23 protein-coding genes are annotated in these 25,027 nt (G+C 62.7%); 7 read left to right on the forward strand and 16 right to left on the reverse strand.

Translation table 11 applies throughout. From position 1 onward, the window contains the following. The first annotated feature begins 41 nt into the window (after positions 1–41). Both NCT03_RS27235 and NCT03_RS27240 read left to right on the forward strand, forming a co-directional pair. A complete protein-coding gene (locus tag NCT03_RS27235; RefSeq protein ID WP_244830742.1) occupies positions 42–1,403 on the forward strand; it encodes an MFS transporter in 1,362 nt (453 codons plus the stop codon). Positions 1,404–1,418: 15 nt separating this feature from the next. Continuing rightward, on the forward strand, positions 1,419–2,357 hold the full coding sequence (locus tag NCT03_RS27240; protein WP_250494594.1) for a hydroxymethylglutaryl-CoA lyase: 939 nt from the start codon (positions 1,419–1,421) through the stop codon (positions 2,355–2,357). A 22-nt stretch (positions 2,358–2,379) separates the two neighbouring features. Here the strand turns inward: NCT03_RS27240 and NCT03_RS27245 are convergent, their stop codons facing one another. Continuing rightward, a complete protein-coding gene (locus NCT03_RS27245) occupies positions 2,380–3,144 on the reverse strand; it encodes an alpha/beta fold hydrolase (RefSeq protein ID WP_250494595.1) in 765 nt (254 codons plus the stop codon). Between the two features lie 302 nt (positions 3,145–3,446). Between NCT03_RS27245 and NCT03_RS27250 the strand changes: the two genes are divergently transcribed. Both NCT03_RS27250 and NCT03_RS27255 read left to right on the forward strand, forming a co-directional pair. Then, positions 3,447–4,808 (forward strand): MFS transporter, encoded by a 1,362-nt coding sequence (locus NCT03_RS27250; protein WP_244830737.1) that lies wholly within the window; start codon positions 3,447–3,449, stop codon positions 4,806–4,808. A 46-nt stretch (positions 4,809–4,854) separates the two neighbouring features. Further along, positions 4,855–5,847 (forward strand): D-2-hydroxyacid dehydrogenase family protein, encoded by a 993-nt coding sequence (locus NCT03_RS27255; protein WP_250494685.1) that lies wholly within the window; start codon positions 4,855–4,857, stop codon positions 5,845–5,847. A 66-nt stretch (positions 5,848–5,913) separates the two neighbouring features. Here NCT03_RS27255 and NCT03_RS27260 read toward each other — a convergent pair whose 3' ends face one another. The 11 genes from NCT03_RS27260 to NCT03_RS27310 form a co-directional block, all read right to left on the reverse strand. Beyond that, positions 5,914–6,639 (reverse strand): class II aldolase and adducin N-terminal domain-containing protein, encoded by a 726-nt coding sequence (locus tag NCT03_RS27260; RefSeq protein ID WP_250494596.1) that lies wholly within the window; start codon positions 6,637–6,639, stop codon positions 5,914–5,916. 183 nt (positions 6,640–6,822) lie between these two features. Beyond that, a complete protein-coding gene (locus tag NCT03_RS27265) occupies positions 6,823–7,641 on the reverse strand; it encodes an SHOCT domain-containing protein (RefSeq protein ID WP_250494597.1) in 819 nt (272 codons plus the stop codon). 185 nt (positions 7,642–7,826) lie between these two features. Continuing rightward, complete coding sequence (locus NCT03_RS27270; RefSeq protein WP_250494598.1) at positions 7,827–9,026, reverse strand: acyl-CoA dehydrogenase family protein; 1,200 nt, start codon at positions 9,024–9,026, stop codon at positions 7,827–7,829. A 19-nt stretch (positions 9,027–9,045) separates the two neighbouring features. Beyond that, entirely contained in the window at positions 9,046–10,410 is a 1,365-nt protein-coding gene (locus tag NCT03_RS27275) for an LLM class flavin-dependent oxidoreductase (protein ID WP_370652258.1), read from the reverse strand. 17 nt (positions 10,411–10,427) lie between these two features. After that, positions 10,428–11,267: a TauD/TfdA dioxygenase family protein gene (locus tag NCT03_RS27280; protein ID WP_250494599.1), complete on the reverse strand. Its 840-nt coding sequence runs from the start codon at positions 11,265–11,267 to the stop codon at positions 10,428–10,430. Continuing rightward, entirely contained in the window at positions 11,260–12,663 is a 1,404-nt protein-coding gene (locus tag NCT03_RS27285) for an LLM class flavin-dependent oxidoreductase (RefSeq protein WP_244830695.1), read from the reverse strand. The genes NCT03_RS27280 and NCT03_RS27285 overlap by 8 nt, the downstream gene beginning before the upstream one ends. 10 nt (positions 12,664–12,673) lie before the next feature. After that, on the reverse strand, positions 12,674–13,663 hold the full coding sequence (locus tag NCT03_RS27290; protein ID WP_250494600.1) for an oligopeptide/dipeptide ABC transporter ATP-binding protein: 990 nt from the start codon (positions 13,661–13,663) through the stop codon (positions 12,674–12,676). Then, on the reverse strand, positions 13,660–14,676 hold the full coding sequence (locus NCT03_RS27295; RefSeq protein WP_250494601.1) for an ABC transporter ATP-binding protein: 1,017 nt from the start codon (positions 14,674–14,676) through the stop codon (positions 13,660–13,662). The genes NCT03_RS27290 and NCT03_RS27295 overlap by 4 nt, the downstream gene beginning before the upstream one ends. Beyond that, positions 14,673–15,536 (reverse strand): ABC transporter permease, encoded by an 864-nt coding sequence (locus tag NCT03_RS27300; RefSeq protein WP_250494602.1) that lies wholly within the window; start codon positions 15,534–15,536, stop codon positions 14,673–14,675. The genes NCT03_RS27295 and NCT03_RS27300 overlap by 4 nt, the downstream gene beginning before the upstream one ends. Next, positions 15,533–16,453 (reverse strand): ABC transporter permease, encoded by a 921-nt coding sequence (locus NCT03_RS27305; protein WP_250494603.1) that lies wholly within the window; start codon positions 16,451–16,453, stop codon positions 15,533–15,535. The genes NCT03_RS27300 and NCT03_RS27305 overlap by 4 nt, the downstream gene beginning before the upstream one ends. Position 16,454: 1 nt before the next feature. Next, positions 16,455–18,023, reverse strand: a complete 1,569-nt coding sequence (locus NCT03_RS27310) for an ABC transporter substrate-binding protein (protein ID WP_250494604.1) — start codon at positions 18,021–18,023, stop codon at positions 16,455–16,457. Positions 18,024–18,274: 251 nt separating this feature from the next. Here NCT03_RS27310 and NCT03_RS27315 point away from each other — a divergent pair, with 251 nt between their 5' ends. Further along, positions 18,275–19,336, forward strand: coding sequence for an LLM class flavin-dependent oxidoreductase (locus NCT03_RS27315; RefSeq protein WP_250494605.1), 1,062 nt, complete (start codon positions 18,275–18,277; stop codon positions 19,334–19,336). A 121-nt stretch (positions 19,337–19,457) separates the two neighbouring features. Here NCT03_RS27315 and NCT03_RS27320 read toward each other — a convergent pair whose 3' ends face one another. From NCT03_RS27320 to NCT03_RS27335, 4 genes are all read right to left on the reverse strand, one after another. Next, positions 19,458–20,699 (reverse strand): acyl-CoA dehydrogenase family protein, encoded by a 1,242-nt coding sequence (locus NCT03_RS27320; RefSeq protein ID WP_250494606.1) that lies wholly within the window; start codon positions 20,697–20,699, stop codon positions 19,458–19,460. 96 nt (positions 20,700–20,795) lie between these two features. Next, a complete protein-coding gene (locus NCT03_RS27325; protein ID WP_244830685.1) occupies positions 20,796–21,800 on the reverse strand; it encodes an NrtA/SsuA/CpmA family ABC transporter substrate-binding protein in 1,005 nt (334 codons plus the stop codon). A 43-nt stretch (positions 21,801–21,843) separates the two neighbouring features. After that, complete coding sequence (locus NCT03_RS27330) at positions 21,844–22,587, reverse strand: ABC transporter ATP-binding protein (RefSeq protein ID WP_244830683.1); 744 nt, start codon at positions 22,585–22,587, stop codon at positions 21,844–21,846. Further along, a complete protein-coding gene (locus tag NCT03_RS27335) occupies positions 22,584–23,423 on the reverse strand; it encodes an ABC transporter permease subunit (protein ID WP_250494607.1) in 840 nt (279 codons plus the stop codon). Before NCT03_RS27335 ends, NCT03_RS27330 begins: the two co-directional genes overlap by 4 nt. Before the next feature lie 310 nt (positions 23,424–23,733). Here NCT03_RS27335 and NCT03_RS27340 point away from each other — a divergent pair, with 310 nt between their 5' ends. Next, on the forward strand, positions 23,734–24,681 hold the full coding sequence (locus NCT03_RS27340; RefSeq protein WP_250494608.1) for a dioxygenase family protein: 948 nt from the start codon (positions 23,734–23,736) through the stop codon (positions 24,679–24,681). Between the two features lie 9 nt (positions 24,682–24,690). Next, entirely contained in the window at positions 24,691–24,909 is a 219-nt protein-coding gene (locus tag NCT03_RS27345) for a tautomerase family protein (protein ID WP_244830680.1), read from the forward strand. Positions 24,910–25,027: the final 118 nt, after the last annotated feature.

The raw sequence follows: 25,027 nt of genomic DNA on the forward strand, positions 1-25,027 counted from the left end.
CAGCCGGCATACCTATACCCGGATAACCGGAGGAGACAGACATGACCCCCAACATCGGCAGCTTCGACATGCCGAAAGCCGAAGCGACGTATGGCAAGATCACGCGCCGGCTCATCCCGTTCCTGTTCCTGTGCTATGTGTTCGCGTTTCTCGACCGCATCAACATAGGCATTGCGCAGCTCGACATGAAGCACGATGTCGGCTTCAGCGATCTCACATACAGCATCGGCGCGGGCATCTTCTTCCTCGGCTACGTGCTGATGGAAGTGCCGAGCAACTTGCTCTTGGCGCGCATCGGTGTGAAGCGGACGTTCTCACGCATCATGATCCTGTGGGGCTTGATCGCGGCGGGCACGGCATTCGTCACGCTGCCTTCGCATCTCTACACCGTGCGCTTCTTTCTTGGGCTTGCCGAAGCGGGGCTTTATCCGGGCGTGATCTTTTATCTCACGCGCTGGTATCCGGTCGAACGGCGCGCCAAGGTCATCGCGCTCTTCACGTGTGCAACGGGCATTGCGGGCTTGTTCGGCGGGCCGCTGTCCGGTGCGCTCATGACGTACTTCAACGGCTACTTCGGTCTGCACGGCTGGCAATGGATGTTCATCGTGCAAGGCTTGCCCGCGACCGTGCTGGGCGTGGTGGCGTTCTTTTATCTCGATGACGGCCCGCAGCAGGCGAAGTGGCTCACGGAAAGCGAAAAGGCCGTCGTGCTCGCGGATATCCGCAAGAGTTCGAGCGTGTCGGCGAAGCACGAGGAGCACACGTTCGGACGCACGCTCACGGACTTTCGCGTCTACGTGATGGGCTTCGTGTGGTTCACGCAGATTGCCGGCGTGTTCGCCATCGGCTTCTGGCTGCCGACGCTCATCAAGAGCGCGGGCGTGTCGAGCGCGTTGCAGATCGGCTGCTATTCCGCCATTCCGTATTTCGTGAGTTGGGTCGCGCTCATCATGCTCAACCGTCATTCGGACCGCACGATGGAGCGCCGCTGGCATTGCGCCATCGCCATGATCTTCGGTGCCGCGGGACTCGTCGTCGCGGCGTTCACGACCGGCAATCTCGCGCTGTCGCTTGCGGCGCTCTCGGTGGCGACCGCGGGCATACTCGCGCCCAACCCGCTCATCTGGGCAATCTCGACGGATTACATCCGTGGCAGCGGCGCGGCGGGCGGCGTGGCGGTGATCAATTGCGTGGGTCTGCTCGGCGGCTTCGTGAGCCCGATGATCATCGGCTCCATCAAGACGATGACCAACAGCATGGCAGGCGGCCTTGGCGCGATTGCCACGCTGATGGTGCTCGGTGCCATCGCGGCTGTCGTGCTTGCGCCGTCCACATCGAGCGCGCCCGTGAGCGAAGGACGCGCCGAAGAAGGCGGTGAACGCGTACCGGATGCAACCATCTGAACGAAGGGAGTGAAAATGAAAGATGTAGCAGTACAGATACGTGAAGTCGGCTTGCGCGACGGCCTCCAGATGGTCCGCACCATTCTCGGCGCCGCGCAAAAGCTCGAATGGTGCGCGCGCATGGTGGATGCGGGCGTGACCGATATCGAAGTGACGTCCTTCGTGCCGCCGAAGATCGTGCCGCAATTTGCCGATGCGGTCGAGGTGGCGACGGGCGCGCTTGCCATCGACAGATTGCACGCGGCAGCGCTCGTGCCGAACTTGAAGGGAGCGCAGCGTGCCTTCGATGTCGGCTTGAACAAGGTCCACTACGTGCTGTCCGCGAGCAACGAGCACAACCTGAAGAACGTTCGGCGCAGCACGGCGGAATCCGTCGAAGACTTCGTGCGCATTGCGGCGGCGCGCGATGAACTCGGCCGGCGCGTCGTGCTGGGCGCCGGCGTGGCGACGGCGTTCGGCTGCACCATTGCCGGTGAGGTGGATGAAGGCATCGTGCTCGGGCTGGTCGAAACGTTGATCGAGGCGGGCGCGCAGGAAATCACCATCGCCGATACGGTCGGCTATGCGAATCCCGCGCAGGTCTATGCGCTCATGCGTCGCGTCATGGAGCTTGCGGGGCCCTTGCCGGTTGCGTGTCATTTCCACGATACACGCGGACTCGGTTTGGCCAACGTTATGGCCGCACTCGATGCGGGTGTGCGTGCGTTCGACTCTTCGCTCGGCGGACTCGGTGGATGTCCGTTCGCGCCGAACGCCACGGGCAACATCAACACCGAAGACACGGTGTTCATGCTCGAAGCGCAGGGCATGACCACGGGCATCGACATAGACAAGTTGCTTGCTATACGCGAGACGATTGCCGCGTGGTTGCCGGGCGAACCATTCACAGGCGCCATTGCGCGTGCAGGCTTGCCGAAGACGTTCGTGCGAGCAGGGGAAGCCGTGGCGGCTTAGGGCTCGCCGCTGGTGTTCACCCTCACGCGTTCAAGGCGAGCTTCTCCAGCAGATCGACGAGCAGATCCGGCGCGAGCACCATCGCGTCGTGTCCCGTGTCGATGGTCTCCCAATTCCACGCGGGCAAACCCTTGATGCGTTCGCGCACGGGTTCGAGCGTCTCGTATGAAGGGTTCGTGCAATGCACGTAGGTACACGGCAGCCCATTGCCGAGCGGATGCTGTAAGTCGAGCGGTGTGGTGTAGGTTGCGAGCGGGTGAGGCGTCAGGCGCCTTTGCACCCACGCGGCGCGTGCATGATCTTCCGGAATTCCGGTGCCCTTCAATCCGTTGACGGGCATCGCCAGTGGCTGATCGCTCGCCTGAACGGATTCCATGCGCTCGCGCACCACCTCCGGCGGTAGCACATCGAAAGCAGCTTGCCCGTTATCGACGAGCAACGCGTCCAACATGACGAGCGAACGTATCGCGTGAGGCATGCGGTCCGCGACGCCCGAAGCCACCAGTCCGCCGAAGCTGTGACCTACCATGACGATGTTCAAGAGCTCTTCGGCATCGATCAGATTCTTTATATCTTCGATGCAGACATCAAGCGACGTCGCGGCTTCCAGCAGATGCCGCCGTTCACCCAGCCCCGTCAGTGTCGGCGCGAAGACACGATGACCGCGCGCGATCAGCTTGTCGGCGACGAAGCGCCAGCACCAGCCGCCATGCCACGCGCCATGAATGAGGACGAAGGTGTATCGCGGTGCGGCGGGACGAACCTGCTCTGCCGATGAATCATGCATCGATGTCTGGCTCCGGAAACGGTCATGCGTGAACGTCAGCACTGAAGGTCGCATTCTGCGACGGCTGCGCGTGAGTTGTAAAGCGCGAATAGCCAGTGAATCCGCGCTGCGTGTCATTACGTTCGATACTGGTTATCACCGATATAACCCGCGCATCTCACCTGATCGGAAGGTTTCATTATCTCGCCTGAGCGCGGCCTCTTTACACTGGACCGGTCCAAGGTTCCGCGCAGCGGCAGCCGATTAAAAGCCGCGCAGACGTCGGGATAGAGAGAGACACTATCGAACGAAGGAGACACGCTGTGAATCGTACCTTTGTTGAACCCGAGCCGGCGGTATCCGACGAATCATCAACCGTCTCGACGTCGAGCGCCGAAGAGCGGGCGCTCTATCTGCGCGTCACGCTTCGCATCGTGCCATTGCTGTTCGTTTGCTACGTCGTGGCTTTTCTGGACCGCATCAATGTCGGCTTTGCGAAACTGCAGATGCAGGACGCGCTCGGTTTCAGCGACAGCGTCTACGGTCTCGGCGCCGGCATCTTCTTTCTCTCGTACTGTCTGCTGGAAGTACCGAGCGCCATGTTGCTCAGGCGGGTGGGCGCCAAGAAGACGATTGCGCGCATCATGATCTGCTGGGGAATCGTCGGCATGTGCACGGCGTTCGTGACGAACGTCACCGAGTTCTACGCCGTGCGGTTGCTGCTCGGCGTCTTCGAGGCGGGCTTCTTTCCAGGCGTCATCTTTTATCTGAGCTCGTGGTTTCCGGAGAAGCGGCGCGGCGTGATCATCGCCTGCTTCATGGTCGGCTTTCCGGTCGCGGGTCTGGTTGGCGGTCCCGTCTCGGGATGGGCGATGACGCAACTCGCGCATGTCGCCAACATGGCGGGATGGCAATGGCTTTATATCGTCGAGGCGTTGCCGGCCGTGGCGCTTGGCATCGTCACGTTGTTCTTGCTGGACGACAATATCGACAAGGCGCGCTGGCTTAGCGAATCAGAAAAGAAAGTGCTTCGCGACGGCTTTCTCGTCGAGACCGAACGCAAGCGCAAGAATGAACATCGCGGTCACGGACGCCTTGCGGATGCGCTTGCGGACCCGAAGGTCTATATGCTTGCCTTCATCGACTTTGCGTTTGTCTGTGGAACGTATTCGGTGACTTTCTGGCTTCCTACCGTCATGAAAGATTCAGGCATCTCGAACCTCTCGCAATTGGGCTGGCTTTCGACGATTCCCTACGCCATGGGCGCTATCGGCATGGTGGCTATCAGCCGCAGTTCCGACCGCATGCTCGAACGGCGCTGGCACGCGGCCTGCGCCGGTGTCGTGGGTGCGGTGGCGTTGCTTCTCGTGTCGCATCCGACAAACTCGCCGGCCTTGACCGTCGCCTTGCTGACCTTCGCATCGATCGGCATCTTCGCGACCAACGTGCTGATCTGGTCGCTCGCCGCGGATTATCTTCATGGCTCGCCTGCTGCGGCGGCAAGCATTGCGTTCGTCAATTGCATCGGCTTGCTCAGCGGCTTTTGCAGCCCATTCGTGATCGGCTGGCTCAAGACGATGACCGGCACGCTCGTGAGCGGCCTCTACGTGATGACGGCGATACTCGTCCTCGGGATCATCGTCATGCTCGTAGGGTTCAAGCCGCAGACAAGCAAGCCGGTTTGAGATGACCGACACGTTCTCCATACATTCTCACGAAGACACGACGCTCATGCACAAGATCGCCATTCTCGATGACTTCCAGAATACATCGCTCAAGTTCGGCAACTGGAACGGCTTGCGAGAGCACGCCGAAATCGATGTGTTCACCGATCATATCGATGACGAAGCGGAACTCATCGAACGTCTTCGGCCGTATGACATTCTCTGCGTCATGCGCGAGCGCACCCGCTTCACGCGGAACGTCCTGTCGAAGCTCGAGAACCTGAAGCTGCTTGCGAGCACGGGGCCGTGGAATGCGGCTATCGATATCGAAGCCGCCGACGAACTCGGTATCACGGTCTGCGCGACGGCTTCTTCGTTGACGGCTGCGGCGGAGCACACCTGGGCGCTCATCCTCGCGGCGGCGCGCCACATTCCCAGCGAGGCGGCTTCGTTTCGCGAAGGAGGCTGGCAAGTGTCGGTCGGCCGCGATCTCAACGGCAAGACGATCGGTCTTCTCGGGCTGGGTTATTCCGGCAGCGTGACCGCCCGCGTGGCACAGGCGTTCGGCATGAAGACGATTGCGTGGAGCCAGAACATGACGCGGGAAGCGGCCGCCAAGCATGGCGCGACCTATGTGACAAAGGAAGAACTGCTTGCACGAAGCGATATTCTTTCCATTCACGTCCGCTTGTCGGAGCGCACGCGAGACCTGATAGGCGCGGCGGAACTCGCCACCATGAAGCCGAATGCGCTTTTGGTGAACACGGCGCGCGGACCCATCGTCAACGAACGAGCGTTGATCGACGCGTTGCAGCGCAGACAGATTGCGGGCGCGGCGCTCGATGTCTACGATATGGAGCCACTGCCCGCCGGGCATCCCCTTCGCTCGATGAACAACGTGATCGCGACGTCCCACATCGGTTACGTGACCGAGGACTCGTACGCCATCTACTATGGCGAATCGGTCGAGAATATTCGCGCGTGGATCGAAGGCAAGCCCATTCGAGTGATCACCGCCGACAAGCGAGAGATTGGTTACGAGCCTGCGGTCGGCGTTTGAAGCGTACTTGCCTCGACGCTGGGCGAGGCCGTTCGAGTTGCCGCGGTGTCGCGAAACGGCTTCATCTCAGTCGGCGTAGGACGGGTCTTCCTTGTCCAGAATGCGCTTCATCTCTTCGAAGTGCGCGAGGGAGAAATCCGCGATGCCTTCCCAGTCGCGCGCCGTCTTCTCGGCGACTTCTGGCGACAGCAGTTTCAGCGGTTGTCCCGTTGCATACGCCATGCACAGAATCTGGCAGGCGCGTTCGAGCGTGTACATGTCGTCATACGCTTCACCAACGGTCGAAGATGTCACCATGACGCCGTGATTTCCCATCATCAAGCGCGACTTGTCACCGAGTAGGCCGGCCAGACGCGCGCCTTCTGCCGCGGTATCGGCCATGCCACCGAAGGACGTATCGAGCGCAACGCGATTGAAGTAACGCGCCGTGTTTTGTTCGACCGGCTTGATCTCCGGGTCGACGAGACATGCGAGCGCGGTAGCGTGAATCGGATGCAGATGCATTGCCACGCGTATATGCGGAGCGAGCTTGTGAAGCTGTCCGTGGATGGCCCACGCGGTGGGATCGATATCGTTGCGGCCGGCCAGGTCGTCGGCGTCGTCGGCATCGAGCAACAGCAGGTCGCTTGCGCGGATGCGCGAGAAATGCACCCACTTCGGGTTCATTAGAAACTTGCGTCCATCTGGCGATACGGCCGCGCTGAAATGATTCGCGACGGCCTCGTGCATGCCCAGCCGGGCGAAGCATCGGAATGCGGCAGCGAGATCGATACGAAGCTGGCGTTCGTTCATGAGTCGGGTATCCGGTGTCGAGGTGAGGGGTTCGAAGTCATGCGTATGAAGGCAAGTGGTCGTGCATGTCTGTCGAGCTCGGCACCCGATCGACGATTAAGCACCTCCAACTACGCATCGCGCGCCCATCGAATGCGTCAAGGCGGGAAGCGTATTCTCCAATCAACAAACACCGCCCGACGCTCACAACCGTCCCAACAACTCCGCCTTCTTCGAAGCGTACTCTTCATCGCTAAGAATTCCTTTAGCGTGCAATTGAGCGAGCTTCTCGATGGTGGCAAATACATCCGACTCTGCCGCCGATGACCGAGCACTCACCGGCGCCTCCTGCACAGGCAAACCCCCGCTTGAGGAGACAACAGGAAGGCTCCCGACATCGACCAAACCGTGCTGGCTTCCAAACGTAAGAGACGCACCGTGCGACTGCTGCTGCGAGAAGCCGCCGATCTCGTGATCGAGCGTGTCGTAAAGCGTCGTCTTTCCGTTCACTTCTATCGCAAGGCGTTTGGCTTGAGAGAAGAACGCGTAGCGCATGCCGTTCTGTGCGCCGGTGCTATTCGGCCAGCCTAGATCGGTGGGCCACCAATTGCCGGAGTTGCTCGTATCGGCGGGAACGAAGAGACTCACCGAGCCGACGGGGCCGGCTGCAGTCTGCTGTCGATGACCATCACCATCGTGATGCTGATGCTGCACGCCCTGGCTCTGCGACTGAAAACTGCCGCTGCGAATCAGGTCGGGCTGACTGGCGATCAGGCCAGAAAGCTCGGAGCACAAGCCGTTCACCTGACCCTTCAGGTGGTTGTTGAACAGGTCCGAGACCATAGTCATGCCACCCAGCATCCACTGGCCGGAACCTCCGAACTCAGGGTGGCTGAACTGCGCCATGCCGCCGTTTCCCCGAATCACGGATTCGAGCATGCTCATCACGGCATCGGTGCTAAAGCCGTGTCGCCGGGCAATTTCTCCGATGATTTGCTCGCCAGCCGGAGTCAGTTTTTGCATGATGTTCGCTCCCAAGGTTTCCTGTGACCTTATCACGCGGGAGAGTCGGGCGTGGTTTGCGCTGGCTTCAACCTCTTGCAACCAAAGCGGCGTCGCGCATCACTAAAAGTGCCGCTACTTCCGGTGGCATCGCGGCGAAATGCAACTACCGGTCCACCCGTTTCCATGCAACAAGCGACGCGCGCCTAAAACGTCCGGCCTTCCACCAAATACGTCTTCACGCCATTGAGCACGTAGTCGCCCACGACCTTCGCCTTATGATGCAGGGGGTTATGGCTGAAGATCGTGCGCAGATTGCGCCAGTGCCGATCGAAGTTATGTTTGCGCGAAGTCGCGGACGCGCCGCCCGCATCGAAGAGACGCTCGCCCGCCTGCAAGGCCAGCTTGCCGACGATGATCTGCGTGCGCGCCGTGGCGAGCGCGCTTTGCAGCACGAGTTCATCCGCGGCCGGATCGGCATTGCGGATGGCGTTCGACGACACATCGAGCGTGCGCGCGTTGTCCCGCACCAGCACATCGATCGTGTGACTCAACGCCGATAGTTCGCCCACCACCTGCTGAATGAACACGTCCTCGCGGGCCGTGGCCGCGGTGGAGTGCATGACCGGCCGCCCATGTCCCGTGACATAGCCGCGCGCATCGGACACGATATTGCGCACGATCCCCGCCGCCACCGCGACGAGGTGCAACTGCCGATACGCGCCGCCGTGCCGGCCGACGAGCGACGGATAGCCTTTCTCGATCACTTCGCTTGCGTCCACCTTCACGTTGTCGAACACCACGCTGCCGCTTGCCGTCATGCGCTGACCCATGCCGTCCCAGTCGTCGAGCACTTCGAGTCCTTCCGTGCGTACCGGAATGATGGCCGTCACGCCCTTGCCGTTTTCATCGACCAGATTGGTGCGCACGAAGTCGGCGTACGCCGTGCCGGTCGTGTAGTACTTCTTGCCCGTGACGCGGAAGTGGTCGCCCTCGCGCCGCAATGCCGTTTCGATTTCGCCCGCGCGCGCCGTGCCCTGTTCGCCCGATGCGCCGCCGAACAACCCGCCTTCGACGATACGGCGCACTTGCCGGTCGTGAAACGGCGTGTGCGGTGCAAGACGCATGGACTCGGCGACATCGAAATGCACGCGCAACGCATGCGCGACGTTCGACTCGGCCGCCGCGAGCGTCGTGACGACGTGAATAGCGTCTTCGAGCGAGCCGCCCAGTCCGCCGTGTTCGGCGGGTATGCGCAACGCGCCGAGGCCCGAACGGCGGAACGCGTCGAAGGCCTCGAACGGCAGTTCCCGGCGCAGCTCGCGCTGGGCGGCATCGGCGCCGATTTCGTCGGCGAGTGCGGGCAGGGCGGCGAGTGCGTCGGAGAGTCGTATGGAAGTGCTCATGGTGGAGTCTTGGAAGGAGTTAGCGGCGAAACGCGGCGCCGGGATGACGCGCGTTCAGGAAGCTGCTTTGCCCGCCGAGCTTCTCGCGCAGGCTGCCCGGCGCATAGCGCGTCTTGTAGCGGCCGCGCGCCTGCAACTCGGGGACGATCAATTCCGCGAAGTCCTCGTAGGCTTCCGGCGTCACGGCATAGCTCAGATTGAAGCCGTCGATATCGGTTTCATCGACCCAGTCTTCGAGTGCATCCGCCACTTCGTCCGGTGCGCCGATGAACACCGGACCGCGTCCGCCGATGGCGTTATGCAACGCGAGTTCGCGCACGGTCCAAACGCGTTCCGGATCGAGCCGTGTGAAGCCTTCAAGCGCCGAGGACGTGCCCGCATCGAGCTGCATGTAGCGGATCGGCTCGTCGGGGTCGTAAGTCGAGAAGTCGATGCCCGTCCAGCCGGAAAACATCGCCAGCGCGGCTTCGGGCGTCACGTAGCGGCGATAATCCTCGTATTTGTCGCGCGCCTCGCGCGAGGTGCGGCCGGTGACGATGGTCGCCATCGTGAAGAACTGAATGTCGCGGCCGTCGCGTCCCGCCTTGACCGCTTCCGCGCGCGTGCCCGACACCACGGGCGTCAGCACCTTCTTGCTCGGCCCGCTCAGATAGATGCCTTCGGCGTGACGTCCCGCGAAGCGCTGCCCGCGCGCCGACGATCCCGCCTGGAACAGCACCGGCGTGCGCTGCGGCGAAGGCTCGGTCATGTGGATGCCCTGCACCTTGAAGTACTTGCCGTGATGATCGACGCGATGCACCTTCGACGGATCGGCGAAGATGCCGGTGTCGCGGTCGCGCACGCTCGCGCCGTCTTCCCAGCTGCTTTCCCATAGCTTGTAGACGACATCCATATACTCGTCGGCGATATCGTAGCGCTCGTCGCGCGAGGCGACGCCGTCCTTGCCGAGCACCCTCACGCTACTCTGTGCGAAGCCCGTGACGATGTTCCAGCCGATGCGTCCGCGCGTCAGGTGATCGAGCGTGGACATGCGGCGCGCGAACACATACGGCGGCTCGTGATTGGCGTTGCTCGTGACGCACAGGCCGAGATCGCGCGTGGCGTAGGCCATCGCGGAGAGCGACATGATCGGGTCCTGCTTCGGCACCTGCGCTCCGTGACGCAAGGCCGTATCGATATTGCCGCCGTGCACGTCGTTCACGCCGATGCTGTCGGCCATGAAGAGCGAATCGATCAGCCCGCGCTCCAGCGTCTTCGCCAGATCGACCCAGTAATCAAGGGTGTTGTATTCGAGCGAGCGGTCGCGCGGATGCCGCCACATGCCTGGCGAATGATGCACGGGGCTGTGCAAGGCGAATGCATTGACGCGGATTTCCTTCTTGATGCGCTGTGCGTCGTGGCTCATAGGAAAGGCTTGTCACCGTTGATCGTTACGCGAAAACCCGAGCGCACTTCCGGGTAGTAATCCCACACGGCGAGATGCTGAACCGCGCGGTTGTCCCAGAAGGCGATGGAATGCGGCTGCCAGCGAAAGCGCACCTGGAACTCGGGTGCGGCGAAGCGTGCATAGAGCAGGCGCAGAATGCCTTCGCTCTCCGCCTCGGACACGCCATCGATGTGCGTCGTGAAGTTCGAATTGACGAATACGCCACGACGTCCCGTTTCCGGATGCGTGCGCACCACCGGATGCGATGCCTTCGGAAAGCGCTTGCCCGTATCGTCGATACCGCGCAGGCGATTGCGCTGCCGATAAGTCGGCTCGCCATCGTGCGTGGCGGTCAGTCCTTCGAGATAGGATCGAAAGCCGGGCGACAGCGATTCATACACCGCGTAGGAACTGGAAAAGAGCGTGTCGCCGCCATACGATGGCAGCGTATGCAGATGCAGGATGCTGCCCATTGGCGGCGCTTCGTCGCAAGACACGTCCGAGTGCCAGTGGTCACCCGCGACGCGTTTGCTACCGGCATCTGCGTGGATCGTCAGGATCTCCGGGTAGCCTTCGGGACCGGGACTATTCGGATGCACGTGCAACGTGCCGAAATGCCGGCCGAGCGCGAGATGCTGGTCCAGAGTGATCGGCTGATCGCGAAAGAAGATCACCTGATGCGCGAGCAGCGCGCGGCGCACGTCGGCCACCTGCTGCGTGGAAAGCGGCTGCGTCAGGTCGATGCCGCCAATCTGCGCGCCAATATGACGCGTGAGCGGCTCGACGGTGATGGTCTCGTATGCGGTATCAAGCATGGCTTTCGTCCTCGATGGGCGAAACGCTGTGAGCGCTTCGGAAAGATGCGGCGGGATGCGGCGCGGCAAGGTGCGCCGCGCCCTCGCCATAGAGTTTTTCGCGCAAGGTGCCTGCGCGATAGGCCGGTTTATAGACGCCGCGACGTCGCAGTTCGGGCACGACGAGATCGACGAAATCTTCGTGTGTGCCGGGCAACAGCGCGTGACTGAGATTGAAGCCGTCGATGCCCGTTTGCGCCATCCAGCTTTCGAGTGCATCGGCGACTTCGGTGGGCGAACCGATGAACACCGGTCCCTTGCCGCCAATGGCGTTGAAGATCGCGAGTTCGCCTATGGTCCACACGCGCTCGGGATCGGCCACGGTGAATGCTTCTATCGCCGACTGCATGCCTTCGCTCTTCACGTAGCGCAACGGATCGTCGGGGCTGTACTTCGACAGGTCGATACCGCTCCAGCGCGAGAACAATGCAAGCGCGCCTTCCAGACTCACGTGGCGCTGAATGTCCTGCCACTTCGCCTGCGCCTCTTCGGCGGTCGGCGCGACGATCACGGTGGCAAGCGCGAAGAACAACACCGAAGCGGGATCGCGGCCGAGCGCGGCGGCCCGTGCGCGCACATCGGCGACATCGCGCGCGACCAGATGCGCGGTCGGCGAGCTCAGGAACACGCATTCGGCATGACGCGCGGCGAAGTCCTTGCCGCGACCGGACGTGCCTGCCTGATACAAAAGCGGTGTGCGTTGCGGGGAAGGCTCCGAGTAATGCGTGCCCTGCATCGAGAAGAATCTTCCTTCATGGCGAATCTCGTGAACGCGCGCCGGATCGGCGAAAACGCGGGTCTCGGTATCGCGTACCGCCGCGCCGTCTTCCCAGCTTTCTTCCCACAGGCGGTACACGATCTCCATGTATTCGTCGGCGAGATCGTAACGCTCGTCGTGCGGCCGCGCGCCGTCCTGTCCTATCGCCCGCGCGCCGCTCTGCCCGAAACTCGTCACGATGTTCCAGCCAATGCGCCCGCGCGTCAGATGATCGAGCGTGGACATGCGCCGCGCGAAGAGGAACGGGGCTTCGTAGCTCACGCTGCTCGTCACCGCGAAGCCGAGATGCTCGGTGACCTGCGCCATCGCGGAAACCAGCAAGAGCGGATCGAGGCGCGGGAACTGCAGGCCCCAGCGCACGCCCGCGGCGTTCGAGCCGCCATAGACGTCGTACTGGCTGATGCCATCGGCGAAGAAAAGCGCGTCGTAGCCGCCGCGTTCCGCCGTCTTCGCGAGATCGGTCCAGAGCGAGAGCGAGTTGTAGTCGAGCGCGCGGTCACGCGGATGCGCCCATAGCCCCGGCGAAAGGTGCGTCGGCGCGAAGGCCAGAAACGCGTTGATGCGGATTTCCTTCGACATGGCGTGCGTCCTATGTCTGCTTCGATGCGATGGGAAAATGACACATCACGCGATGCGTCGCGGACCACTGATAATCGGGCGGCGCTTCCGTGCGGCAGACGTCGCGCACAGCGGGGCAGCGCGTATGAAAGACACAGCCGGAAGGCGGCGCTAACGGCGATGGAATCTCGCCACCAATAGGCTCGACAGCGAACGAATCCGGCTCGGACGCGGCGATCAGCGCATGCGTGTACGGATGCGCCGCGCGCTCGACGATATCCTCGCGCGTGCCTCGTTCCATGAAGCGTCCGAGATAGAGCACGCCGATATGGCTGCTCATGAACGCGACCACGGCGAGGTCGTGCGAAATCAGCAGATAGGACAGGCCGAGCGCATCCTGCAGGTCTTTCAGCAGGTTGAGCACTTGCGCCTGAATGGACACATCGAGCGCGGAAACCGGCTCGTCCAGCACGAGAATCTCCGGTTCCAGCACGAGCGCGCGCGCAATGGCCACGCGCTGACGCTGGCCGCCGCTCAACTCGCCGGGGCGCCGCCGTTTGAATTCCGCAGGCAGGCCGACTTGCGCGAGGAGTTCGTCGAGACGCTTGTCGAGTACCGCGCGAGCAAGCCCGCTGCGCTGAATACGCAGCGGTTCCAGCACGATGTCGCTGATCGTCATGTGCGGATCGAGCGAGCCGAACGGGTCTTGCAAGACGGCTTGCACGGCGCGTTGCCGCCAGCGGACGTCCTTCGCCTGCGTGTGCTTGCCGAAGACGCGTTCGCCGAAGAAGACGTTGCCCTGGCTTGCATCGTCCGCGCCGAGGATGATCTTCGCCAGCGTGGACTTGCCCGATCCCGATTCGCCGACGAGTCCGAAAGTGCCGCCAAGCGGCAGCACGAACGATGCGTCTTCCACGGCGCGCAGCATCTTCGGACGCGCGAAAAGTCCACCGCGCACCGGGAACGTTTTGGCGACGCGCGCCACTTCTATCGCTGAGACTTGCGTGTCGGAAGCGCTCATGTCGTGGCCGTCGCAAGAGGAGGATGCGCGGTGACGTCGTACTCTTGCGGATGCCAGCACGCGACTTCGCGGCCGGCATCGAGCGAGCGCGTCGCGGGATAAGTGCTCAGGCAATCGGCTTGCGCGCGCGGGCAACGCGGCGCGAAGCGGCAACCTTCTGCAATGCTGCCAGGCAAGGGCGGATGTCCGGGAATCACCGTCAGCCGATGCTGCAAGCTGAACAGTCGCGGCACCGCGCCGAGCAGCCCTTTCGTATAAGGATGGCGCGGCCGCGCGAACACTTCTTCCACCGGACCCTGCTCGATGATGCGCCCCGCATACATCACCGCGACGTCGTCGCAATAGCCGCGCACGAGATGCAGATCGTGTGTGACGAGCACGATCGCCGTCCCGCGTTCGGCTTGCACCTCGCGCAACAGGTCGAGTATCTGCAGGCGCACGGTGATGTCGAGGGCGGTGGTCGGTTCATCGGCGATTAGAAGGCGCGGATTACACGCGAGATTCATGGCGATTGCCACGCGCTGGCGCATGCCGCCGCTGAACTGATGCGGATAGCTCTTGAGCCGGCTCTCGGGCGCGGGAATGCGTACGCGCCGCAATAACTCGATGGCGCGCGTCTCGCGTTCGGCGCGGCTCGTCACGCCCTCCCGATAACGAAACATCTCCGTGATCTGCCGGCCGATGGTCAGAAGCGGATTGAGCGAGGTCATCGGGTCTTGCAGAATCATGCCGATATCCCGGCCACGCAGCGCGTTCAGTTCGGCGGGTGTCTTGTCGCGCAAGTCGACGCCATCGAGCAGAATGCGGCCCGACTTCAAGCGCACGCCGCGCGGCGGCAAACCAAGCACGGACAAACACGTCACGCTCTTGCCCGAACCCGATTCGCCGACGAGGCCCAGCGTGCGGCCCGCGTGCACGGAAAAGCTCACGCCGTCGACGAGTCGCACGCGTCCGTTCGCGCCGGGCGCTTCGACCACTAGATCGTCGATCGCGAGCACGGGCTGGTTGCTCATCGCCAGTCCTCCCCGGCGCGTTCGCCGCGTTGCAGACTCTCGCCGATGCGGTTGCTGCATAGAACCGTCGCAATCAGCACGAGGCCCGGCAGCGCGGAGAGCCACCACGCGGTATCGAGATAATTGCGGCCCTCGGCGATCATGCCGCCCCACGAAGGATCGGGCGGCTGCACGCCGAGTCCGACGAAGCTCAACGCTGCTTCCATGAAGATGACGAGCCCGATGTCGAGCGTCAGCAAGACGATGAACGTATTACGCACGTTCGGCAGCAAATGACGCAGCACCACATGAAGCGGCGTGGCGCCGGCCAGTTTCGCGATCAGGATGAAATCGCGTTCGCGCAGACTCAATGCCTCGGCGCGGATGATGCGCGCGAAGCGCCCCCAGTTCGCGAGCGTCACCACGATGACGATGTTTGTCATGCTCGGCCCGCATATGCCGACGATCAGCATGGCGAGGAACACGGGTGGCAGCGCGTACTGGGCATCGACGACACGCATGAGCGCGGCATCGAAACGTCCGCCGACATATGCCGACAAGAGCCCCGCCAGCGCGCCGAAAAAGCCCGCCAGCAGCACCGCGCAGAAGGCGATGGAAAGCGAGATGCGTCCGCCATGGAGTGTGCGCGTGAAGACGTCGCGACCCATCTGATCCGTGCCGAACCAGTGATGCATGCCAGGCGCCTGAAGCGTCGCCGCGAGGTCGATGGCATTGGGATCGACGCGCGTGAGCCACGGCGCGAGCACGGAGCCCGCGACGATCAGCACCAGCACGCCGGCGTTGATCGCGACGCCGCTATCCAGCCATGCCAGGCGGCCCCATGCGTGCTCGCCGCTATTGGAGGGAAAACGCGCGCTCATTGTCGATACCGGATGCGTGGGTCGATGAGCGCATAGAGCACATCGACCGCGAGATTGATCGAGACGAACAGCAGCACGGAAACGATCACGGCCGCTTGCACCACCGTGAAATCGAGCGTGCTGATGGCCTCTACCATGAGGCTGCCGAAGCCCGGCCACGAAAACACGGTCTCGATCGCCACTGCGCCGCCTATCAACACACCGAACTGCGAAGCCGTGAACGCGACAATCGGCAGCGCCGCGTTGCGCAGCGCGTGCGTCACGATCACGACGCGCTCCGGCAAGCCCTTGATGCGTGCCATGCGGATGTAATCGGCTTCGAGCACGCTCAGCATGTTGGCGCGCGTGAGCCGCGCGATGCCCGCCGCCGAATACCACGAGAGCGCGGCGACGGGCAGGATCAGATGACGCCACGAGCCGTGGCCGCCGGTTGGAAGCCAGCCCCATTGCACGGAGAAAAGACGGATGAGCAGCAGCGCGACGAAGAACGGCGGCGCGGCCTGACCGAGTACCGCAAAAAACGACACCGCCCGATCGAAGAGAGATCCGCGCCGCACCGCCGAGACGACGCCGAGCGTCAACCCGAGCGCGAGCGCCACCGCCAGCGACACACCCACGAGCAGCAGACTGGATGCAAGCCGGCTGAGCGCCATGGTGAGCGCCGGCGCGCCGAAGTGAAACGAGTTGCCCATGTCGCCGTGGAGGATGCCGCTCAAGAAACGCGCGTACTGCGCGGGCACGGGATCGGCAAGACCGAGTTGCTCGCGAAAGAGCTGCCGGTCCGCTTCGGTGGCTTCGGGCGGCATCAGCAAGTAAGCGGGGTCGCCCACCATGCGCACCAGCACGAAGATCAGGACCGACATCAGCCAGACCGTGATCAAGGCCGAGCCCACCCGCCGCAGACCGTAGGCGATCATCTCAGTTCCCCGCCACGGTCGGCGCGGCCCATTGCACCGAGCGGAAGTTCAGGAAGCCGCCGCCTTGCTGCGGTTGCCATTGCAACGTCTTCTTCTTCGCATACACGTAGGTGAATTCGGAGATGAAGAACGCAGCGGCGTCGTCGTGCAGTTCGCGTCCGACCTGCTGGAAGATCTCGCCGCGCTTCTTGGTATCGCTGACGCGTGAGGCATCGGCGAGCAGCGCATCGACCTTCGGGTTCGAATAGTCGGACCAGCTTCCATTCGATGCAAACGCGCCGCCCACCGGATGCACCGGGTCGTACAACGCATTGGTAAACTGACTCAGTGCGAGCGGCCCGGACGTGTGTGTATTGTTCAGACGCTGGAAGGTGGCATAGGTGAGGCGGTTGAGCTTGACCTTCACGCCCACTTGCCCCCAGTACGCGGCGATCGCTTCGGCCACGCCTTGCGGCATGTCGCCCTGAATGTTGAGCGTGGTCTCCAAGCCCTTCGGATAGCCCGCTTCGGCGAGCAGCGCTTTCGCCTTTGTCGGGTCGTAGGCATACGGCCTGATCGAACGATCCGCGCCGTACGGATAGTAGTTGGAGATCATCGTGCCGAGCGGCTCGCCCACGCCATAGAGCACGCTCTTGATGATGGCTTGGGTATCGAGCGCATAGCTCAGCGCCTGGCGCACCTTGACGTTAGAGAACGGCGAGTTCTTGTCGGTCGTGTAGACGCGCACGTACACCGGCGACGCGACGCGGCTTTCGATCACGTCCAGCCCGCTTTCCTTCTTGAGCCGCGCATAGTCGGAGAAGGGCAGCGCGACGGAGATATCCACTTCACCGCGCAGCACCGCATTGACACGGCTCGCGGGCTCGGTGATCGCGCGAAAGATCAGCGTCTTCACGCGGGGCTTTTCGCCCCAGTAGTCGTCGAAGCGCTCCAGAACGAGTTCGCTGCCGCCGGGCGCGAGCGACTTGAACTTGTACGGCCCGAGCGACACCGGCTTCTGCGCGAAGGCATCCGGATTCGGCAGACTCGCGAGATAGTCGGCGGGCACGATATACAGATACCCCGCGATCTTGTTCGCGAAGGCGCCGTCCGGCGCCTTGAGCTTGAAGACGACGGTGAGGTCATCGGGCGTTTCCACCGAATCGATCACCGGCGCGAAGAACGGACGGCGTGTGCTCTTGCTGCGTGGATCGAGCACATGTTCCAGCGATGCCTTCACGTCGCGCGACGTGAGCGTTGCGCCGTTGTGGAACTTGACGTTGGGACGCAGCTTGTAGGTGAAGACGCGCGCATCGTCGGATACTTTCACGCTCGTGGCGAGACGCGGCACGAGATCGCCCTTCAGGTCGAAGCCATAGAGCGTGTCGTAAATCTGCCATCCGTAGCGCAGCGAATCGCCGCTGACAGCCACGAGTCCGTCGAGGTTGTAGAACTCCTTCTCGACGCCGATCACGACCGTATCGCGATCGACGGCGGGAGCCGTGCTCGCCGCCAGTGAAGGTTCGATGAACGCGCCGGACAAAGCGGCGGCGAAGACCAGTCCGCGAAGGACCGACGAAAACGTGCGCATGGATGGGAGCTAGGTAGGGAGCGTGCAGGTGAGTAAGCAATGATGACGCGCGCCCGGCCTATTGCGAAGCGAGCAAATCGAATATGCATATGAGCCCTGCGCTCGTGAGGTTTTCTGCGCCGGGCATGAACGAAAGGCATGCTCGCTTAATGCGTTTCGCGCAGTTGCTTATCTTCAGAAATTCGAAAGCGCGCACGCGTGCGGCGTTAGCATGTGATCCCCTTCATTGCGTCTTCTCGCGTATCGAATCGATGTCTTCCAACTTTCCACGCTTCGGCGTCTGGGCGCTCGTGCACGGCAGCCGCGCGGCGCTGCAGGACCCCGCAGAGCCTTATGACGCATCATGGGCGCGCAACAAGGCACTCGTGCTCGAAGCCGAGCGTCTTGGATACGACTCGGTGCTCGTCGCCCAGCACACGATCAATCCGCACGATCCCTCGCTCGATCAGCTCGAAGCGTGGACGGCATCGGCTGCGCTCGCGGCGCTGACCTCGCGCATCGAGATCATCACGGCGATCAAGCCTTATCTCTATCATCCGGTGGTGCTCGCGAAGATGGCGCAGCAAATCGAGCACATCAGCGGCGGGCGCTTCGCCATCAATCTGGTGAATGCGTGGAATCGTCCGGAGCTGGAGCGCGCCGGTATCGGTTTTCCGGAGCATGACGAACGCTATGCCTATGGCCGCGAGTGGATAGCCGTGCTCGACAAGCTCTTGCGCGGCGAGGTCGTGAATCATCATGGCGACAACTTTCGTATCGACGAATACCGCTTGCGTCCCGCCGATCCTTTTCGCGCGCGGCCGCGCTTCTATGTCGGCGGCGAATCGGAACCGGCGCGCTCGCTCGTGGCCGCGCATGGAGACGTGTGGTTCATCAACGGCCAGCCGCCTGAAGATGTTGCACGCCTGATCGCCGATGTCGGTGCGCGCGTGCGTCCCGCTGGCGCCGATGCCTTGCGTTTCGGCTTGTCGGCCTTCGTGATCGCGCGTGAGACGCAGGCGCAGGCCGAGGCGCATCTCGACCATCTCTTTGCGTTGGCGGAACTCGACAAGCCGCTGCGCGAACAGCAGAAGGCCAATACCGATCCGAACACGGTCATGCACAAGACCTTCGCGAAGACGGCGCGCGTGGGATCGAACGGCGGCACGGCGGCGGGTCTCGTCGGCGATTACGATACGGTCGCGCGGCGCGTGGCGGACTTTCACCGGGCGGGAATCGAACTCTTCATGCTGCAGTTCCAGCCGTTCGAAATCGATATGCGCGGCTTTGCGGAAGAGGTCGTGCCGCGCGTGCGTCGATTGCTTGCTGCGTAAAACGAAGGGGTTGCGCTACTGTTTATGCGTAAGGAGCGCTGCGGCGCGCTTTGGCGGACGTGCGCCGCTGGGGCCGCGCAGCGCGTTCCCCCTTGGTGAGCGAGAACGCCGCAGCCCGAGATCAGAAAAACGCGCCCGTCGGCGGCAGTTGTCCGTTCAGCAAGTTCTGGCCAAGCAAGCGCTCCTTGTAGAGCCGCGGATTATGCGACGCGATCACCTTGATGTTGCGCCAGTGCCGGTCGAGAGCGCCCGTGCGCGAGACGACCGAGCCTGATCCCAGATCGATCAGCCACGACGCGATTTGCGGCGCGAGATCGTCGATGACGACCTTCGCTTCGGCCGCCGCGAACGTGGCTGCGAGCGTGGTGTCGTATTCATCGCGTGTGCCATGGCTTTCCGATGCACGCTGCAGCGCCGCGACCGCGCGGTCCGCCGTCGCCTCGACACTCGCCGCATAAGCACGGATGCGCCCGAGCAGGGTCTGCAACACCGGTTCGTCTGCCGGATGCGCGGCCTCGCCATGATAGAAGTTGCGGCCGCGCGAACGAAGCACCTCGACGGCATCCAGCGCCACGCGCCGCACGATGCCCGCGATGCAGTTGGTCAGATAAACCTGATGGAAGGTGTATCCCCAAGGCGCGGCTTCATCCGACCTTGGCGGGTCAGTCGGATAGACATGCGCGGCCGGCACCGTCACGGCGCGAAACCTGGCCGTGCCCGAACCTGTCAAGCGCTGGCCGAAGCCTTGCCAGTCGTCGGCGTCGTCCACGCCTTCGCCACGATCGAGCACGTATTGCACGTTGCGGCCCGCGCGACTTTCCACGGCAAGGCCGATGAACGCATCGTTGTAGAGGTTGCCCGTGGCATAAACCTTGTCGCCGGAGCCGACATAGACATCGCGGCTTGTGTCCCATTCCAAACGGCTCAGAACCTGCGTCGGTCGCGCGCCAGCGGCAGTCACATCGGTCTGCGTGAAGCTCAATCCGACGGTCTTGTTCTGCCTGGCGAGGTCGAGAACGTGCGCATGAAACGGAAGGTCGCGCCGCCTGAGCGCTGCCTCGATTTGCCAGAGATGGTTACGAAACGCGTGCGCGATGTTCGAATCCGCCGCCGCGACATCTCGCGCGACGACGAGCAGTTCGCTCAAGGACAAGCCGAGGCCACCCGCATCGGCGGGCAGACGCGAGCGGCCGAAGCCCGCCGCCTTGAGCCTTGCGATCTCCTCGTGCGGCAGACGATGCGCAAGCTCGCGTGCAGCCGCAGTCGATGCAATGTCCGCGATGATCTCCGCGAAACCGAGCCTTGCTGACAGCGGCGAGACCAGTTTCGGCGCGGTAGGGTCGATGTTCTTCGTATCAGACATGGGATCGCTCTCGTGCGAAGTTGCGCGACCACGCGTTCGACAGATTGCGGCCGTGATCGCAGGCCAGTGTGTATCGCATGTTCATGGCTCGCCTCGTCAGACCTTGATGCTGTAGTCGGCCACCTTGATGCGCGAATTGATGATCTTGCGTTCCGCGAGCCAGTCGGCGGCGCGTTGAAGCTGCGCCATGAAGGCAGCGTCATCGGGTTCATGAAATTGATTCACGCGCTTGAGACTCGCCAGATAATCGCGCACCTGATCGGGATATTTCGCTTCACCTTGCACGAGTTTTTCCGATTCGCTGGAATGACTCGACTGCCATGCGCCTTCGACGTAATACGCGTCGATGACCGCGCGAATCAGCTCGGAGTTTTCCTCGGTGAACTTGCGGCGCGTCACGAGCGAGCTGTAGTCGATCAGAAAATCCAGATCGCGTCCTTCGTTGAAGATGTCCTTCGCGTCGTTGGCGTTGCGCGCAATGTCCACGGCGGGCGACCACATCGACCATGCATCGACCTTGCCTTGCGCGAAGGCGGGCGCTGCGTCGGGTGGATTCAGATAGACGAATTCAACCTTGCCGCGGTCGATGTGATTCTTTTCCAGCGCTGCGATCAACAGAAACTCGCCGAGCCCGGAACGGTTGACCGCGACCTTGCGCCCGGCCAGATCCGCCACCGAATGGATCCCGCTCGTCTTCTTGACGATGATCGCGGTCGAGCGCGGCGAATAGACATCGAACGCATTGAAGACGAGTGGCGAGCCTGCGAGCATCGACGCAAGCGCGGGCGTCGTCGAGCCCCAGAAGCCGAAGTCCGCGCTGCCGCCGACCACGGCCTGTAGCGAGGGCGCGTGATTCGGAAACGGACCGATCCATTCGACCTTGATGTTCTTGGCCGCGAGCGTCTTTTCGAACACGCCACGTTGCCGCGCGATATCGGGGAGACTGCCGTAACCCCAACCTATGCGCACCGTGTCCGTGTTGCGCGTCAGCTTGCGCGGTTCGGCGGCGCGCGCGGGAATCAGGCTGCTTGCGGCGACGCCGGCCACGAGGCCGCCTGCCGCACGCAACCACTGGCGGCGGTTCAGCGAGGAATCGATCATTCTTGTTGGTACCTTTCGAGTTTTGCAGGAAACGATTGGTGGATCAGTGAGACTGGACGCCCAGTTCATCGAGCAGAATCGGCCGCAATTGCAGCGGCGCGTGATCGCCGGGCCGAAACGATGCAGCGATGCGACCCGCGCGCATCACGAGAATCCGGTCGGCGAGCGTGAGCGCTTCATCGACGTCATGCGTCACGATCAGCACGCCCGGCAGATGACGCGCGACGAGTTCCTTGACGAGCCCGTGCATCTTGATGCGCGTGAGCGCGTCGAGCGCCGCGAATGGTTCATCGAGCAACAGGAGCGCGGGGTCGCGAACCAAAGCGCGCGCGAGCGCCACGCGTTGCGCCTGACCGCCGGAAAGATTCCGAGGCCAGTCATCTTCACGGCCCGAAAGTCCGACTTCGCCCAGCGCGCGCGCGGCGCCCGTGCGTCCTACCGTGCTTTCATGGCCGAGCGCGACGTTCTCCCACAACGTCGCCCAAGGCAGCAGCCGATGCTCCTGAAACACGACGGACGGCCGCTCGGGCGCGCGAATCTCGCCGGCATCCGGCCGGTCGAGCCCGGCGAGCGCGCGCAAGAGTGTCGTCTTTCCGCAGCCGCTTTCGCCTAACAACGCGACGAATTCGCCTTTGCGTATATCGAGGTCGAGTGCATCGATGACGACGCGCTTGCCATAGCGCCGCTGCAGACCTCGCACCGATACGGCAAGGGACGCGTGGCTCACGCGTTCGGCGGCGCGCGCGCGGATGTCGGAGTCGCGCGACAGGGCGATGCTCTCGGTCACTGGGTTGCTCCTTTGGCGTAGTTCGCGTGCCACGATAAGAAATGCGCTTCGAGCAGACGCACCAACGCGTCCGCCACCACGCCGATGACCGCGTAGATGACGATGGTCAGCACGATTACATTGGTTTGCAGGAATTCGCGGGCGTCCATGGCGAGGAAGCCGATTCCCTTGGTCGTCGCGAGCGTCTCGGCAATGACGAGCGCGAGCCACGCGTGAGCGAGCGCATAGCGCACGCCCGTGAGGATCGACGGCATGGCGCCGGGAAGAATGATCCGTCGCACGATCGCGGTCCAGTCGAGGCCGATCACCTTGGCGAGTTCCATCAGCTTGGGATCGATCTGACGGATGCCGAGCATGGTGTTGATATAGATGGGAAACAGCACGGCGAGCGCGACCAGAAAGATCTTCGCGACTTCGCCGACACCGAACCACACGATCACGAGCGGCAGCATGGCGAGGAAGGGAATGGCGCGCACCATCTGAATGGAGCGATCGAGAAGCGCTTGCGCGAGCGGCGAAAACCCGACTGCGATTCCGAGCACGAGACCAACCGTCCCGCCGATAACGAAGCCCGTGACGGCGCGCAAAAGCGACACACCGAGGTGAACGAAGAGATCGCCAGAGCGCATCAGACCGAGCGCGGTTTCAAGAACGCTGCTGGGCGCCGGAAGCACTTGCGGCGTGATGAGTCCTGCGCGTGCTGCCGCTTCCCAGATCACCACGACACATGCGGGGACCAGCCACGAAAGCAGCTTGTAGAACGTGCCTTTCGACACGCCGAAGCGTTGCCGTTTCGATGCGACATAGCTGTTGCGAGTGGATGTCAGGTCCGCCATGTCGGTTCCATGAAATGCCGTGAAAGAGGTGCTTGAGCGGTGACGCACTTGGCGCCAAGCGAGCCTGTTATTAAAAGCCGCGCGGCATTGCAATGACAAACGGTTTTTTCTGCTTTGCTTTTCAGGGTCTGGGTGGGGATGTTGTGAGGTCGTGTTCGTCGATGACTGGAATGCAGTTGCCCCGTTGTAGCGAACGATGCATTCCCGCCGTCCGCGATACCATTGCGAGGCAGACGATGGAACTCGGGCAGATGCGTTACTACCGCCGCACCGGCTTGCCAATGAAGCATGAGCCGCCATGGAGACAGCAATGATAGTCAGCAATCAGCAGGAAGTGACCGAAGCCGTGCTTGCCGAACTGAGCCGCGCGCCGGATGCGCGCTTTCGCGAGATCATGTCGGCGGCGGTGCGTCATCTGCATGGCTTCGCGCGCGAGGCGCGGCTGTCCGAGCCGGAGTTTCATCAGGCATGCGCGGTCATCGCGAAGCTCGGGCAGTTGACCACCGAATCGCATAACGAAGTCGTGTTGATCGCCGGATCGCTTGGGCTGTCCGCGCTCGTGTGCCTGCTCAACAACGGCGATCGCGGTCAGACCGATACGACCGCGAACCTCATGGGCCCGTTCTGGCGCATGGACTCGCCGCGCACTGAAAGCGGCGGCAGCATCGTGCGCTCGCCGACGCCGGGCGCGCCTATCTTTGTCAACGCTTGGGTGCGCGATTCGAGCGGGCGTGCGGTGGAAGGCGCCGAGGTGGACGTGTGGCATACATCGGCGGATGGTTACTACGAGAATCAGGATCCCGCGCAGGCGGATATGAATCTACGCGGCAAGTTCACTACCGATGCCAACGGCCACATCGCGTTTCGCAGCGTGAAGCCGGCGGGCTATCCCATTCCGCTGTCGGGCCCGGTCGGCGCGCTGCTACGCGCGCAAGGCCGGCACAACATGCGGCCTGCGCATATCCATTTCATGATCTACAAGCCGGGCTTCAAGACACAGTTTTCGCAGGTCTATTCGAGCGATGATCCCAATCTCGAGACCGATGTGCAGTTCGGCGTGACGCGCGCGCTCGTCGGGCAATATGTGCTGCACGACGGCGAGACCGCACCCGGCGCGGACGTTCAAGGGCCGTGGTATTCGCTCGATCATCACTTCGTTATCGAACCCGGCGAAGCCAGGCTACCGAAGCCGCCTATCACTGGCAAGACAACCGGTCCGCGACCCGAGCAAGCCGTGCTCGAACGCACCGGACATTGAGGAACCGACATGCCTATCGTACATATTTCCCTCGTCGAAGGACGCGATGAAGCCGCCGTCAAGGCCTGCGTGAAGGCAGTCGCGCGCACGGTCCATGAAACGCTGGGCGCACCGCTCGACACCATCCGCGTGTATGCCACCGCGGTGCCCGCCGCGCATTGGGCCGTCGGCGAACGCACCAAGGACGAAATGCCCGCAAGCCCGAACAAGGCAGAGGAGTCACGATGACGCCGCGACTGTTCATAGGAAGATGGATGACGCCATGTCGGGGCGACTGAGATCGCCGGCACCACATCGAACGAGATCGCGTAATGCGCATCGACGATAACGGGACCTTCTGGGGGCT

This window comes from Caballeronia sp. GAWG1-1 (assembly GCF_023631465.1).
Classification (GTDB): domain Bacteria; phylum Pseudomonadota; class Gammaproteobacteria; order Burkholderiales; family Burkholderiaceae; genus Caballeronia.